This window comes from Desulfuromonas sp. AOP6, assembly GCF_009731355.2.
GTDB lineage: Bacteria > Desulfobacterota > Desulfuromonadia > Desulfuromonadales > SZUA-540 > SZUA-540.
On record NZ_AP022810.1, the window covers coordinates 264,634 to 278,892 of the forward strand.

At 60.6% G+C, this 14,259-nt stretch carries 10 protein-coding genes; 4 read left to right on the plus strand and 6 right to left on the minus strand.

Annotated elements, in window-relative coordinates; translation table 11 throughout:
- Positions 1–24 precede the first annotated feature (24 nt).
- From carB to AOP6_RS01315, 4 genes are all read left to right on the plus strand, one after another.
- A complete protein-coding gene (carB, locus tag AOP6_RS01300; protein WP_155874837.1) occupies positions 25–3,225 on the plus strand; it encodes a carbamoyl-phosphate synthase large subunit in 3,201 nt (1,066 codons plus the stop codon).
- A 192-nt stretch (positions 3,226–3,417) separates the two neighbouring features.
- Positions 3,418–4,008: a glycerol-3-phosphate 1-O-acyltransferase PlsY gene (plsY, locus tag AOP6_RS01305; protein ID WP_155874838.1), complete on the plus strand. Its 591-nt coding sequence runs from the start codon at positions 3,418–3,420 to the stop codon at positions 4,006–4,008.
- Positions 4,009–4,025: 17 nt separating this feature from the next.
- Complete coding sequence (gene mltG / locus AOP6_RS01310; protein WP_155874839.1) at positions 4,026–5,027, plus strand: endolytic transglycosylase MltG; 1,002 nt, start codon at positions 4,026–4,028, stop codon at positions 5,025–5,027.
- Between the two features lie 38 nt (positions 5,028–5,065).
- On the plus strand, positions 5,066–7,024 hold the full coding sequence (locus tag AOP6_RS01315) for a response regulator (protein ID WP_155874840.1): 1,959 nt from the start codon (positions 5,066–5,068) through the stop codon (positions 7,022–7,024).
- Here the strand turns inward: AOP6_RS01315 and ldhH are convergent.
- The 6 genes from ldhH to AOP6_RS01345 all read right to left on the minus strand — a co-directional run bounded on the left by ldhH (position 7,021) and on the right by AOP6_RS01345 (position 14,176).
- Entirely contained in the window at positions 7,021–9,186 is a 2,166-nt protein-coding gene (ldhH, locus tag AOP6_RS01320) for an L-lactate dehydrogenase (quinone) large subunit LdhH (RefSeq protein ID WP_155874841.1), read from the minus strand. The genes AOP6_RS01315 and ldhH overlap by 4 nt on opposite strands.
- 9 nt (positions 9,187–9,195) lie before the next feature.
- The gene (locus tag AOP6_RS01325; RefSeq protein WP_155874842.1) at positions 9,196–9,759 is read right to left on the minus strand and encodes a lactate utilization protein; all 564 of its coding nucleotides are present in this window, start codon (positions 9,757–9,759) and stop codon (positions 9,196–9,198) included.
- Positions 9,760–9,873: 114 nt separating this feature from the next.
- Positions 9,874–10,533 carry a TrkA family potassium uptake protein gene (locus tag AOP6_RS01330; protein WP_155874843.1) on the minus strand — a complete coding sequence of 220 codons (660 nt, stop codon included), beginning with the start codon at positions 10,531–10,533 and terminating at the stop codon, positions 9,874–9,876.
- Between the two features lie 19 nt (positions 10,534–10,552).
- Positions 10,553–11,929: a TrkH family potassium uptake protein gene (locus AOP6_RS01335; protein ID WP_155874844.1), complete on the minus strand. Its 1,377-nt coding sequence runs from the start codon at positions 11,927–11,929 to the stop codon at positions 10,553–10,555.
- A 112-nt stretch (positions 11,930–12,041) separates the two neighbouring features.
- Positions 12,042–12,797 (minus strand): response regulator transcription factor, encoded by a 756-nt coding sequence (locus AOP6_RS01340; protein WP_225897323.1) that lies wholly within the window; start codon positions 12,795–12,797, stop codon positions 12,042–12,044.
- The gene (locus AOP6_RS01345) at positions 12,797–14,176 is read right to left on the minus strand and encodes a HAMP domain-containing protein (RefSeq protein ID WP_155874845.1); all 1,380 of its coding nucleotides are present in this window, start codon (positions 14,174–14,176) and stop codon (positions 12,797–12,799) included. The genes AOP6_RS01340 and AOP6_RS01345 overlap by 1 nt, the downstream gene beginning before the upstream one ends.
- Positions 14,177–14,259 lie beyond the last annotated feature (83 nt).

Below are 14,259 nucleotides of genomic sequence, written 5' to 3' on the forward strand. Positions count from 1 at the left end.
ATGAAATGATTTCAGGAGACTCCGATGCCACAACGCGACGATGTGAAGAAAGTTCTGATTATCGGTTCTGGCCCGATCGTGATCGGCCAGGCCTGTGAGTTCGATTATTCCGGCACCCAGGCCTGCAAGGCTCTACGCAAGCTCGGTTACCGGATCGTGCTGGTCAACTCCAATCCGGCCACCATCATGACCGACCCGGGCATGGCTGATGCCACCTATATTGAGCCGCTCAACGTGGAGCGTCTGACCGAAATCATCGAAAAAGAGCGTCCCGACGCCCTGCTCCCCAACCTCGGCGGCCAAACCGCTCTCAATCTTTCCAGCGAACTGGCACGACGCGGCATTCTTGACCGGTACGGAGTACGGGTCATCGGTGTCAATCTGGATGCCATCAAGCGCGGCGAAGACCGGGAGACCTTCAAGGAAACCATGGCCGGCCTGGGCATCGAAACCCCCCGCAGCGAGATTGCCACCACCCTGGAGCAGGCCCAGGAGATCATCGGCCGCATCGGTCTGCCGGTGGTCATCCGCCCCGCCTACACCATGGGCGGCACCGGCGGCGGCTTCGCCTACAACCTGGAGGAGTTCGAGACCATCGTCAGCCGCGGGCTGGCGGCCAGCCCGGTGAGCCAGGTGCTCATCGAAGAGTCGATTCTCGGCTGGGAGGAGCTGGAACTTGAGGTGGTGCGCGACGCCAAAAACCAGAAGATCACCGTCTGCTTCATCGAGAACGTCGATGCGGTCGGCGTGCACACCGGCGACTCCTTCTGCACCGCCCCCATGCTGACCATCGACGCCGACCTGCAGGCGCGTCTGCAGGACTACGCCTACCGCATCGTCGACGCCATCGAGGTCATCGGCGGCACCAACGTGCAGTTTGCCTACGATCCCAAAAGTGACCGTGTGGTGGTCATCGAGATCAATCCCCGCACCTCGCGCTCGTCGGCTTTGGCCTCCAAGGCGACGGGCTTTCCTATCGCCCTGGTCTCGGCTCAACTGGCCGCCGGTCTCACTCTCGACGAGATCCCCTACTGGCGCGACGGCACCCTGGAAAAATACACCCCTTCCGGCGACTACGTGGTGGTCAAGTTTGCCCGCTGGGCTTTTGAGAAATTCAAGGGCGTACATGACAAGCTCGGCACCCAGATGCGCGCCGTCGGCGAGGTCATGAGCATCGGCAAGAACTACAAGGAAGCCTTGCATAAGGCGATCCGTTCCCTGGAGAACGGTCGCTATGGCCTCGGCTTCGCCAAAAATTTCCACCAGAAATCCCTCGACGAGCTGCTCGAACTGCTGGCCGAACCTTCCAGCGAGCGCCAGTTCATCCTCTACGAGGCCCTGCGCAAAGGCGCCGACATCGACATGCTCTACGGCAAGACCTTCATCAAGCCCTGGTTCCTGCAGCAGATGAAGGAGCTGGTGGAGCTGGAGGAGGAAATCCTGCAGCACAAGGGGAGTCTGCCACCCGACGAATTGCTGGTACGGGCCAAGAAAGATGGCTTCGCCGACCGCTATCTCGCCCAGATCCTCGGCGTGCCGGAGAAGACCCTGCGCGAGAAGCGTATCGCTCTGGGGATGGTGGAGGCCTGGGAGGCCGTGCCCGTCAGCGGCGTGGAAAACGCCGCCTACTATTATTCCACCTACAACGCTCCCGACTCCGTGGCCGTCTCCGACCGCAAGAAGATCATGGTGCTGGGCGGCGGCCCCAACCGCATCGGCCAGGGGATCGAGTTCGACTACTGCTGCGTGCATACGGCCCTGGCCCTGCGCGAGGCGGGGTATGAGACCATCATGGTCAACTGTAACCCCGAGACGGTCTCGACCGACTACGACACCTCGGACAAGCTCTACTTCGAACCGCTGACCGTTGAGGACGTGCTCTCCATCTACGAGAAAGAGAAGCCCGAAGGGGTGGTGGTGCAGTTTGGCGGCCAGACGCCGCTGAATATCGCCCGGGAACTGGAAGCGGCGGGAGTGCCCATCCTCGGCACCAGCCCCGAGACCATCGACCAGGCCGAGGACCGCGACCTCTTCAACCAGACCATGATCAAGCTCGGCATTCCCCAGCCCGAGTCGGGCATGGCCGCCACCGAAGAGCAGGCGGTGCAGATTGCTACCCGCATCGGCTACCCGCTCATCGTGCGCCCTTCCTTTGTCCTCGGTGGCCGGGCCATGGAGGTGGTCCATGACGAGGGGATGCTGCGCGAGTATCTGCAGAAAGCCGTGGAGATTTCCCCCGAGCGCCCCATTCTCATCGACCGCTTCCTGCAGAACGCCATTGAGGCCGAAGCCGACGCCATCGCTGACGGCAAGGATGCCTTCGTGCCGGCGGTCATGGAGCACATCGAGCTGGCCGGTGTCCATTCCGGCGATTCGGCCTGCGTCATTCCGCCGGTTTCTCTCTCCGCCAAACACATCGCCACCATCGAGGAATACACCCGGCGTATCGCCGTGGAGATGGGGGTGGTCGGACTGATGAACATCCAGTACGCCATCGCCGACGACAAGGTCTACATTCTGGAAGCCAATCCCCGCGCCAGTCGTACTGTGCCGCTGGTTTCCAAGGTCTGCAACATTCCCATGCCGCGCATCGCCGTGGCCGCCATGCTGGGCAGAAAACTCGCCGAGCAGGGGCTCGAACGGCGGCAATTTTCCCACTTCGGGGTCAAGGAAGCGGTCTTCCCCTTCAGCATGTTCCCGGAAGTAGATCCTGTGCTGGGGCCGGAGATGCGTTCCACCGGTGAAGTGCTGGGTCTGGCCGGCAACTACGGCCTCGCCTATTTCAAAGCCCAGGAAGGAGCCAATGCGCCGCTGCCCCTGCAGGGGACGGTGCTCATCACCGTGGCTGAGCATGACAAGGCCGAAGCCCTTGAAGCGGCGCGAGTCTTTGCCGAACTGGGTTTTTCCCTCCGCGCCACCGCCGGTACCCAGGCCTATCTGTCCGCGCAGGGGATTGCGGCGGAGCGGATTAACAAAATGCACGAAGGGCGCCCCAATATTGCTGATGCCATCAAAAACGGCGAGATTCAGCTGGTAATCAATACCCCTGTCGGCAAGCTCAGCGCCCATGACGACTCCTATATCCGCAAGGCCGCCATCCGCTACAAGGTACCTTACATTACCACCACGGCCGCGGCCCTGGCCGCCGCCAAGGGGATTGCCGCCTGTCGGCAGGGTCAGGAGACCGTCCGCAGCCTGCAGGAGTATCATGCCGCTTTTCACTAAAGAGCGACCAGCCACCCTTTGCTGACTGGAATAAACGCGGGCAGGACTTTCGAAGGTTCTGCCCGCGTTCGTTGATGCGGAGTCGTTCGACTTTTCGAGAGGACCATGATATAAGATTCGCGTGTTTATAATTAAAAAGATCCCGTTCCGGCATTCTGCCCGGTGCGGCGAATCCGTCGAGGTTTTCAGCCTATGTTTCTTCTTGTCGTTTTTCTGCTGGCGGCCTATTTGATCGGTGCCATTCCCTGCGGCATTGTCTTGACCCGGCTCGTGGGCACCGAGGATATCCGCAAGGCCGGCAGCGGTAATATCGGGGCCACCAACGTCTACCGGGTAGCCGGTCGCAAGCTGGGGGTGGCCACTCTGCTTCTCGACACCCTCAAAGGGGTGCTGCCCGTTGGCGCGGCCCTGGTCCTTTTCCCCGAATCCACGGGGGCGGTGGCTCTGGTGGCGGCGGCGACTTTTCTGGGTCACCTCTATCCCGTCTACATAGGCTTTAAAGGGGGCAAGGGCGTCGCCACGGCCCTGGGCATTTTTCTGGTGCTGTCGCCCAAAAGTGTCCTGGTCGCTCTCGTCCTCTTTGTAGTTCTGGTGTGGAAGTGGCGCTACATCTCTCTTGGCTCCGTCTGCGCCGCCGCGGCCTGTCCTTTGCTCGTTTACTATTTTGAACGCTCGGCACCGCTCTTTCTGGTTACCCTCTTTATCGGCGGCATGGTTATTCTGCGGCACCGGGCCAATATCGAGCGCCTGATCGCCGGCACCGAAAATCGCTTTCGGGCCTGAGTGAGGTATAGTTCACCATGTCGCGAAAGACCTCCATTGCTCTGCTGGTTCTGATCCTGCTGCTGTCGCCTGCCATCTATGGGGTCGCCGACTTTGCGCGCTTCATGTTACGACCGGTGGCGCCGGCAGAATCGCAGGTGATTTCCGTCCGCCCCGGCAGTTCTTTTGCCCAGGTCGCCTTGCTGCTGGAGGAAAGGGGCGTGGTGGCCAGCGCCTTGCGCCTGCGCCTGCTGGCCCGCTGGCGTGGAGAGGCCGGGCGGGTCAAGGCCGGCGAATACCGCTTTACGGAAGCGGCGCTCCCTGGCCAGGTATTGACGCGCCTGGTGGCGGGAGATGTCATCCAGTATCGCTTCACAGTGCCGGAGGGGCTGACCCTTCAGGATATCGCGCAAAAGCTCGCGACGGAAGGGCGGGGCGATGCCGCTCGCTTCCTCCAATTGTCGCGGGATACAGATTTTATCCATTCTCTCGGGCTGGAGGTGGAAACGCTGGAAGGCTACCTCTATCCGGAGACCTATACCCTGGTGGCGACAACGGGGGAGAAGCAGCTTCTACAGGCGATGGTGCGGCAGATGAAATTACGGCTGACGGAAGAACTGGTCGGGGCGGCCAGGGCCAGAGAACTGTCCGTCCATCAGTTGCTGACCCTGGCGTCCATCATCCAGAAGGAAGCAGGGAACGAGGCCGAAATGCCGGTCATTGCCGGGGTCTTCCATAATCGGCTGCAGCGGGGCATGCGGTTGCAGGCCGATCCCACAGTGATTTACGGCGTGAAGGACTTTGACGGCAACCTCACGCGCCGGCACCTGGAGGAATGGAGTCCCTACAACACCTACCGCATCGTCGGACTGCCGCCTGGCCCCATCGCTAATCCGGGTGAGTCGGCCCTGCGCGCGGCCGCTTATCCTGCCGAGGTGGATTACCTCTACTTTGTGGGCAAAGGCGACGGCACCCACGTCTTTTCGCAAACCCTTCGTGAGCATAATGACGCGGTGCGGCGCTATCAGTTGAAGCGTTGAGGAAAACCTGAAAAATATCGTCTGAATCGGGGGAACCGATGGCCCAAAGAATCCTGATCGCCGAGGACAATGACCGCGTGGCCGCTTTTGTTGAGGCGCTGTTGCGACATGAGGGCTATACCACCGAGCGGACAGCCGATGGCATCGAGACACTGCAACGCATTGGCCGAAGCGTTCCCGATCTTCTTCTGCTCGACCTGCGCTTGCCCCGACTGCACGGGGTCGATCTTCTCAAAAAACTGCGGAAAAGCCCTGTCGGCAACGATCTGCCGGTCATCATTGTCACGGGGGTGTATCGCGGGGAGCGTTATGCCAGGGCGGCGCAAAGCCTGGGAGTGCGCCATTACCTGGAAAAGCCCTTCTCCGCCAACGCACTCCTGGCGGCAGTCAAGGACATGCTTCCTTCCTGTGTCCAGGTGGATGCGGCGCCAGAAGAAGGCGAACCCTTTGACCGTCATCTCTATCAGGCATTCAGTACGGGGTTTTCCGGAACCTTTCACTTTGAGGGGAAGCGAAAGGCGACGCTCAGCTTCATAGCCGGCACCCCCGTTTCCCTGCGGCCGGGCTTCAGGCATCGGGATTTCGGCGACTACCTGCTTCAGAATGGCCGCATCTCCGCCAACGAATATGACTACTATCAGGGGGCAGGCCATTTTCGCAGCGATGTGCTGGTACAGCTCGGCTGCCTGCGCTACCCTGAACTGCTGCAGGAAAAACTGGCCTACCTGACCGGTGAACTGCTCGAAGCTTTCAGCGGGCCACCATTAAAGGTGGAGCAGCGATCCTTTCCTTTGTCGCCGGGCCTGCAGCTTTTCACCCTCAATATGCCTTCCCTCTTCCACCGTGGTTATTGGCGCAGCAGTGCCCCCGACACCGCCAATCCTTTCCCAGAAGAAGTGTACGGACAGTTCGTTGCGCCTGCTGCCGCGTTTTACCGACATGTCAACTTTCTCGATCTCAATGAAGAGGAGCGCCGTTTTGTCAGCCAGCTCGACGGCAGCAGAACTATGGCAGCATGCCTGGAGGGTGCATCTGGAATCACTCCCTTGTTGCGTCTGCTGAAGACCTTCGGGATGCTGGTCTTTGCCCATGAACCGCTCTCCGTGGAAATGCCCGCTGGCATGCCCCTGCGTCTTCTGTTCAATGTGCTGGAAGATGAAACCGGGCCTGGCGGTGATGGTCCCCTGGAAAGTTTCTCCGACCTGGTGAATGAGGAGAGTCGGGATGACGAACCGCTGCTGCCTGCAGAGCCTCCGCCGGTTCTACCCGAGATCGGCGATCTTTCTCTGCGTGTGCGGCAGGTGTTTGAAGGCATGCAGGGCAAGAACTACTACCAGATATTCGCTATGGAACAGGGGAAGTTTTCCTTTGATCAGCTTAAAACCCATTATTTCAAACTGACCAGGGAATTTGGTCCGGAGACGATGATGCAGCTTGCCGGCGAGGAGGCCGGCATGGTGGAGGATATCCTGGCGACGGTGACCACGGCCTACAATACCCTGTCTGATGTCATCAAAAAGGAGCGCTACGACGAGTTGCTGGGTTCCGAGAAGGTGGGCCTGGGGCAGAAGGGGGATGATATCTTTCAGGCGCAGGTCCAGTTCCAGTCCGGCAAGGTGTTCCTGGATATGGAAGAGTGGGACAACGCCGAAAAAGCCCTGCAGGACGCCTGCAACATCGCCCCGAAAAATGGCGACTACCTGGCGCACCTGGCCTGGTCCATCTACCGCAATCCGCAGCACGGCAGCAGCCCCGCCATGCGGGAGAAGGTGCGCCAGACGCTCAATCGTGCCCTCACCTTGGACCGCGTCCCCTCCGCCTATGCCTTCAAGGGCTGGATACTGCTGGAAGGGGGCCAGGATCTGCTGGCCGAGGCTGAGTTCAGCAAAGCGCTCAAGCTCGACGCCCGCAATAACCTGGCCCGCAAAGGACTGCGCGAGATCACCGAAAAACGCGAACAGGAAAAGAAAGGCCTTTTCCGCCGTATGTTCAGCTAGTCGCCGGAACGAGGAGCGCGGGCGATAGCCTCCGCCAGCAGCTCAATGGTGTGAACGGCCCGTACGGCATGCCCCTCCTTTTCCAGACCGCCGCGGATCTGCAGCAGGCAGCCCGGACAGTCCATGGCCACACAGGCGGCCCCGGACTGGAGAATGTCGTTCACCTTGTCGCCAAGAATGTTTCTGGCGATGGCCGGATGGCTGGTGAAGGAATAGGAGCCGCCGAAACCGCAGCAGCGGTCCGCATGGTCCATCTCCCGCAGCTCGGCCCCGGTGGCCTGCAGCAACGCTCTCGGCTCCTGCCAGACGCCAGCCCCCCGCTTGAGGTGGCAGGAATCGTGGTAGGTGACCGTCCCCCCGGCCGTTCCGGCCAGTTTTTCCGCTCCTTCCAGCACCTTGACGATAAAACCCGACACATCCATCGTTATAGCCGCCAGTTTCTCCGCCTTCTGCGCCCAGGCCGGGTTGTCTTTCAGGTGTTCGACGAAGTCGCGACACAGGGCCAGGGTGCAGGTGGGGCAGGTGGTCACGACGTAGTCGGGATCTCCTTCCAGCATGGCCTCCACGTTCTGGCGGGCGAGTTCCACCGCCGTCTCCCGGTCCCCCGAATAGAGAGCGGGGATGCCGCAGCAGTTCTGCTTTTCAGGATAGCTGACCTGCACATCGAAGTGGTTGAGCACCGTTACGAGGTCAGCGCCCAGTTCCGGATAGAGGAAATCGTTGGCGCAGCCACCAAAGAAGGCCACTTTGGTGCCGGGTTTATCGACCTGTTGCCCAATGTCCCGCCACTGGTCGCGCAGGGGGGTGGAGGCGATGGCGGGTAGGGTACGCCATTCGGTGAGGCCCGAAAAGAACAGGGGCAGATGTCGGATGCTGCGCTCGCCGCGGGTGACGGGTTTCTGCAGCAGGCTGGCGGCCCGGATGAGGGTGTGGAAGAGCCGGCGGTTGCGCATGACCCGGCGGAAGACCAGGGCTTTGCCGGCCCCGATCCCCTCTTCCTCGCCGAGGGTCTGGCGCAGATGCAGGATGATGTTTTCCAGGTCAATGTGGCTGGGGCAGACGGCGACGCAGGAGCGGCAGCCGATGCAGGCCCGCACCAGTTCGGCGGCCTGGTCGAGACCGTGGAAGAAGGCGGTGAGGATGATGCCGATGGCGCTGATGTAGATGTGGCCGAAGACGTGCCCGCCGATGGTCTGGTAGACGGGACAGACATTGGCGCAGGCGCCGCACTTGATGCAGCGCAGAGCGTCGCGGCACTGAGGGGATTCAGCCAGGGCGCTGCGGCCGTTGTCGAGCAGCACGATGTGCAGTTCCTTGTCCTTCTCCCCGCAGGGGACGGCGCCGCGGATCCAGGTTACGTAGCTGGTGAGCAGTTGCCCCGTGGCGTTCTTGGGCAGGACCCGAATAATTTTGGCGGCGTCCTCCAGGGTACCGACCAGCTTTTCCACCCCCACCAGGGCCACATGGATGGGAGGCAGGGTGGTGGCCAGACGGGCGTTGCCCTCGTTGGTCACCAGGGCGATGCCCCCCGTTTCCGCCACGGCAAGGTTGGCGCCGCTGATCCCCATGCCGGCTTCAAAATAGCGCTGCCGCAGCTGCTGACGGGCGACCCCCACCAGATGCTCGATGTTGGCAGGTTCCGCCTGGCCGGTGACCCGGCTGAACAGTATCGCTACCTCTTCTTTGAACATGTGGATGGCAGGCATCACCATGTGGCTGGGGCGCTGGCCGGCAAGCTGGATGATCCACTCGCCTAGATCCGATTCGACGGCCGCGACACCCGCCTTCTCCAGGGCCCGGTTGAGATGAATCTCTTCGCTGGCCATGCTCTTGCTCTTGATGGCCAGTTTGACCTGGCGCTCCTGGGCAAGGCGGGCGATGTAGTCGTTGGCCTCGGCCGCCGTGCGGGCGTAAAAGACGGTGGCGCCAGCGGCTTCGGCGTTGCGGGTAAACTGCTGCCGGAGGGCGTCGCGCTGCTGCAGGGCCTGATCTTTAATGGCGGCGATGTCCCGGCGCAGAGCTTCGAAGTCGAGGCCGGCAAAGGCGTTCTGGCGCGAGATCAGGTAGGCGTCGGCAAACTTGTGCAGGGCCTCCTGCAGTTTGGGCGTGGCCAAGGCCCCATCGATACGTTGACGGTACTGTCGGTTTCTCTCTCTGTTCATGGACGCCCCCTACATCTCCAGAAAATCGTCGGAAAGGTCATCGAGCAAAAGGATATGCAGCTGCCGCGGTCCGTGCACGCCGATGGTGAGCACCCGCTCGATATCGGCGGTGCGGCTGGGACCGCTGATGTAGGCCAGATAGTTGCGCGGCTGTTCTCTGTGCAACTGGCGCAGCCAGGGGACGGCTGCCAGACCGTCGGCGACGATCTTGCGGCTATCGGCCAGCACCACGTGGATTTCGGGCAGGGTGGAGGCGAGGCGGATGTCCTCGGGGGTACTCTCTAGCACCAGGGTGCCAGTGTCGGCGATGGCGAAGTTGGCCCCAGTAATACCCAAGACTGAACCGGCGGCCGCATCACGGTCCCGGCCGTCAAAAACCTGGCAACCGGCTACCTTGAGATGGTCGATGAGGCCGAGGCGTCGGCCACTGGCAAAGTCGGCGACGAAGATGCCGCCTTCAGCCAGACGGTTAACCGTACCCCCTATGTCAGCGGCCGAGGCCAATCGGATAATCTCGGCACCAACTTTGCGGGCGGCCGCCTCGAATGAGCTGAGCAAAACGTTTTCTGACATGACTTCTCTCCAGCGGATTAAGCGATGAGCTGATTCAGCATGGGAGCGTGGCTGAAAGGCTGTCAAGAAACAGATGGCACCAGAAAAAACGCGGAAGACGGTGCCGCCTGCACGTTAACGTGCCAGGGCCTTATCCACATCTTCGGTTTTGCCGATCAGAATAAGCACGTCGCTGTCTTTGATGCGGTGATCCGGCGGCGGTGCGGCGATGAACTGGTCGGTGAGAACATCCTTGATGGCGATGACCGTGACATGGTGCTTCTTGCGCAGCTCCAGCTCGACCAGGGTCTTGCCGATGAAGTGCTTAGGCGGCTCGGTCTCGGAGAGCGCGTACTCCTCGGCCAGGGGAATGAAATCGAGGACGTTGGGACTCCACAGGCTGCGAGCGACCTTGTGGGCCATGTCCTTTTCGGGAAAGATTACCTCGGTGGCACCGACCCGCTCAAGGATGCGGCCGTGATCTTCGCTGACCGCTTTGACAATGATGCGCGGCACTTTCAGCTCCTTCAGATAAAGAGTAATCAGGGTCGCCAAATGGGAGCGATCGCCGGTGGAGACCACAGCGGCGTCCATTTCACCAACGCCCTGTGCTTCTAAAAAAGCCTTATTGGCCGCATCCCCTAAAATGGCGTAGGAACAGAGATCCTTGACGGCCTGCACCTTGTCCTTGTCATTGTCAATGGCGACGATTTCGTGCTTTTCCTCACTGAGGGTGGCGACGATGTGATAGCCGAAGTGTCCCAGCCCGATGACGCAAAACCTGCTCTTCTTCATACCGCAAAACTCCTTGGTTTCAGCCGATCATGATGTTTTCTTCCGCGTAGCGTGGGGCGTGGCGCCGGGTTCGACCCGCAATGGCGAAGGCGACAGTCAGCAGACCGACGCGGCCGACAAACATCAGTACAATGATAATACCCTTCCCCCACTCTCCCAGGCTGGCCGTCGCGCCGGTGGAGAGCCCCACCGTGCCGAAGGCCGAGACGACCTCGAAGGCAAAGTTGAGAAACTCCCGCTCTTCCGCCCCCGGAGCGCTCTGCGGATGCACGATGAGCAGGCCGAAGAGGGCCAGGCCCATGAGGATGACGGCCAGGATGACAAGGGTAAGGGCCTTGGCGATGACGTCATCGGGAATGGTGCGCCGGAAAAGGCTGATGTGGGGCGAGCCCTTGAGCCGGCTGTAGAGCACGGCAAAGAAGAGGGCCAGGCTGGTGGTTTTGACTCCCCCTCCAGCCGAGCCGGGGGAGGCGCCGATGAACATCAGAAACATCATGAGAAAGAGGGTGGGAACCCTGAAACTGTTCAGCTCAATGGTGTTGAAACCCGCCGTGCGGGTCGTCACCGATTGAAAAAGGGCGGTCCAGAAGCTTTCCAGGCGCGACATGCCGGCTAGAGAATGACCATTTTCCAGGAAAAAGAGGCAGATGGTGCCGTAGGCGATGAGAAAGGCGGTGGTGCTGAGCACAATGCGGCTGTGCAGGGAGAGTCGCGGCTTGTTTTTTTGCCTCTTCGGGGTGGTCAAAATCTGCCGCAGTTCGCGGATAACGAGAAAACCGATGCCACCCAGAATGATGAGACTCATCACGGTCAGATTGACAAGGGGGTCGTCGCGGAAACCGACCAGGCTGTCGGGAAAGAGGGAAAAACCGGCGTTGCAGAAGGCGGATATGGAGTGAAATAAGGCGCTGTAAATGCCCTCAGCCAGGCCCAGTCGGGGTACAAAGGCCAGGGAAAGCAGAGCCGTACCGATGGCCTCGATCACCAGGGTCATCAGGAAGATGCCCTTGATCAGTTCCCGCCAGGAGCTGATGGGGGTGTGCATCAGAGTTTCATGGATGATCCAGCGTCCGCGGGCACTGATGCCGACGCGCAGGTAGATGAAGAGGTAGACGGAGAAGGTCATGATGCCCAGACCGCCCACCTGGATGAGGAGCAGAATGACTCCCTGACCGAAGAGACTGAAGCGCGTGCCCGTATCGACGACGATCAGGCCGGTGACGCACTGGGCTGAGGTCGCGGTGAAGAGAGCGTCGAGAAAGGAGAGAGGCTCCCCTTTTACGGCCAGGGGCGTTCGCAGAAGCAGGGCGCCGATGAGAATGGCCACGGCATAATAGGTAACGAGGGCCTGGGCCGGGGAAAGGGTCTGGAGACGGCCCAGCAGGGAGAATTTCATGAAAGATGCCCATCCTTTCCGTCGTCTCTCTGGGGTGAACGACGAAGGGAATTCTAGCATCTATTGCTGCCGGGTGGCAGAAAAATATCCGGTTCAAAAAGGGGCTAAGGGCCTAAACCCGCTTGCTGCTGCGAAACTTTTTCAGCCAGCCCTGCAGTTCCTCTTCCTCGTGCTCCAGCTCAAAGGCGTTGATCAGACCCCGGCGCAGAGCGACGGATACGGCCCGGTTGCGCAGGTTGAAGGCATCGCCAAACTTTTCACTGTGAAATTGTTCCTGATCAAGTCCCAGTTTGGCGTAGAGGGTGTTGAGACGGCTTTGTACGCCCCGGCGCGACAGGTAGCGGCGCTGGGCAATGAGGTTGTCGGTCAGGCCGAGAGAAATGTCCACCAGGGCCTCGTATTCGATGTCGGAGAGCGCCGTCTGCCGATGGCCGGCCCGCCCTTGCACCTTGCGCACCTCGGGGTCGATCCAGCACTGTTCGTCGATAAGTACGGTCTGCACTGCCGAGGCGATGCGCTCACGGGTATTGGATTTGAGGACGTAGCCGTACACCGTCTCCGGCGGTACGATGCTGGTGAGGGCGCGCACGTACATTTCGTCCTTGTATTGGCTCCAGAAGATGATGCGGGCCATGGGCTTCTGCTCCCAGAGGGCGCGGGCGAATTCAATGCCGTTAAGTTCTGGCATCTGGATGTCGCTGACCACAAGGGGTGTGTCCAGGCGCAAGGCTTTTTCCAGCGCAACCTTGCCGTTGTGGGCCCGTTCGATCTGGCAGGGGACTTCGAGGCCCTGCACGAGCTGCTCAAGAAACTCGAAGTCCTTGGGATTGTCATCGGCAATGAGTATGGTCAGGGGATCCATGGACATCAGTCCTCCTGGGGCTGGGATTTAAGGGGTCGTATCAGTTCGAAACGGGTACCGGTGGAGAAACGGGATGGTCCCCACTGGACGGTGGAGCCGATCACCTTGGCCCGTTCGCGGATATTGTGCAGGCCTCGGCCGGACCGACCGTTCTGCGGGGGAGCGGTAAAGCCGATGCCGTTGTCTTCGATGGAGAGCACCAGTTCGCCGTTACGGACATCGAGGTTGATTTCATAGCGGCTGGCCTGGGCGTGGCGTATTACATTGTGAATGGCCTCGAGGGCGATGCGGTAGAGGTTGAGACGGTCCAGCCGGGACAGAGGCGCCTGATCAGCCTCGGGGGATATGTAAAGATGGTATTCGGGCAGATTCTGCTTGGATAAATGCCGTTCGAGATGGGATTCCAAAGCCGCCCCCAGGCCGAGGATATCCAGGGTTTGCGGGTGGAGGTTATCCATGATCTCCCTCAGGTTGGCCATGGCCCGCTGCAGGTCTTCTTCCAGCCGAAGGCCTTCGGCCGCCTCCGGATTCTTTGACTGCAGGTCCTGAATGCCGCGCAGAATCGAGGAAAGGTCGGAGAGGGTCTGGTCGTGGATGTCCATGGCGATGCGCCGCCGCTCCTCTTCCGCTCCTTCGAGCAGCTTTTCGGTGCCGATCACGCGGATCAGCTGATCGGTCATACGGTTGATGGAGAGCGCCAGTTCGTCCAGCTCATCATCGACCCGCGCCGGCGGTGTCAGCGGGGTCAGGTCCCCGCCGGCAATGCGTCCGGCACTGTCGGAAATGAACTGGATGCGCTTGAGAATCCGGCGCCCGAAAAAACGGGAAAGCAGGATGCCGAGGAAAAGCGCCGCGCCCAACACCACCAGGGAGACCAGGGCCGTGTGTTCAACCAGTTCGTCGATATCTTTGGTCTGGGTATTGCGCAGCCGCTCGCGCCGATCCTGCGCCATCTCCACCAGAGAAACGATTTGCGGTCGCAGCAGGGAGAGGGCGTCAAGCATCTTTTTCGAGTTCAAGCCGTCTTCCGGATTGAGGTCGTCCACGGCCTGGGCGAGCAGGGCCCTGGTGCTTTCCGGCAGAATAAGCAAATCCTTAACCCGAACAATGGCTTCTGCCAGGTGGTGGTGCAGCTGAATCATTTCTTCCAATACCCGGATGTCGACGAAATGATCCCGGGCCAGCTGCAGAGAGATTCCCTGCATGCGCTGAGAGGCCAGGTCGGCTTCGGCCAGGGCGATGAAGACCATGCCCAGACGGCGTGCCTCCTGGCGTTTGACGGAGAGATCCCAGTAGGTGTATTGCAGAAAGGCCAGGGCCAGAGACATCAGCAGCAGAACTGTGGCCGGGGCGAGAATAATTTGGTGTTTAAGAGCGAGTCGCATGGCAAAACGATAGCACAGCCCCACATGAAATACACTGTGCTTTTACACAGATACGATTTCCTGTGACGACGGCCTTCCGGGGG

Excerpts from the sequence above, each read along its gene's own strand:
- ldhH (WP_155874841.1), bottom strand. The coding sequence starts at position 9,186 with ATGAACAGAGAGAGAAACCGACAGTACCGTCAACGTATCGATGGGGCC.
- AOP6_RS01340 (WP_225897323.1), bottom strand. The coding sequence starts at position 12,797 with ATGTCCATGGATCCCCTGACCATACTCATTGCCGATGACAATCCCAAG.
- mltG (WP_155874839.1), top strand. The coding sequence starts at position 4,026 with ATGTCGCGAAAGACCTCCATTGCTCTGCTGGTTCTGATCCTGCTGCTG.
- plsY (WP_155874838.1), top strand. The coding sequence starts at position 3,418 with ATGTTTCTTCTTGTCGTTTTTCTGCTGGCGGCCTATTTGATCGGTGCC.
- AOP6_RS01335 (WP_155874844.1), bottom strand. The coding sequence starts at position 11,929 with ATGAAATTCTCCCTGCTGGGCCGTCTCCAGACCCTTTCCCCGGCCCAG.
- AOP6_RS01345 (WP_155874845.1), bottom strand. The coding sequence starts at position 14,176 with ATGCGACTCGCTCTTAAACACCAAATTATTCTCGCCCCGGCCACAGTT.
- AOP6_RS01315 (WP_155874840.1), top strand. The coding sequence starts at position 5,066 with ATGGCCCAAAGAATCCTGATCGCCGAGGACAATGACCGCGTGGCCGCT.
- carB (WP_155874837.1), top strand. The coding sequence starts at position 25 with ATGCCACAACGCGACGATGTGAAGAAAGTTCTGATTATCGGTTCTGGC.
- AOP6_RS01325 (WP_155874842.1), bottom strand. The coding sequence starts at position 9,759 with ATGTCAGAAAACGTTTTGCTCAGCTCATTCGAGGCGGCCGCCCGCAAA.
- AOP6_RS01330 (WP_155874843.1), bottom strand. The coding sequence starts at position 10,533 with ATGAAGAAGAGCAGGTTTTGCGTCATCGGGCTGGGACACTTCGGCTAT.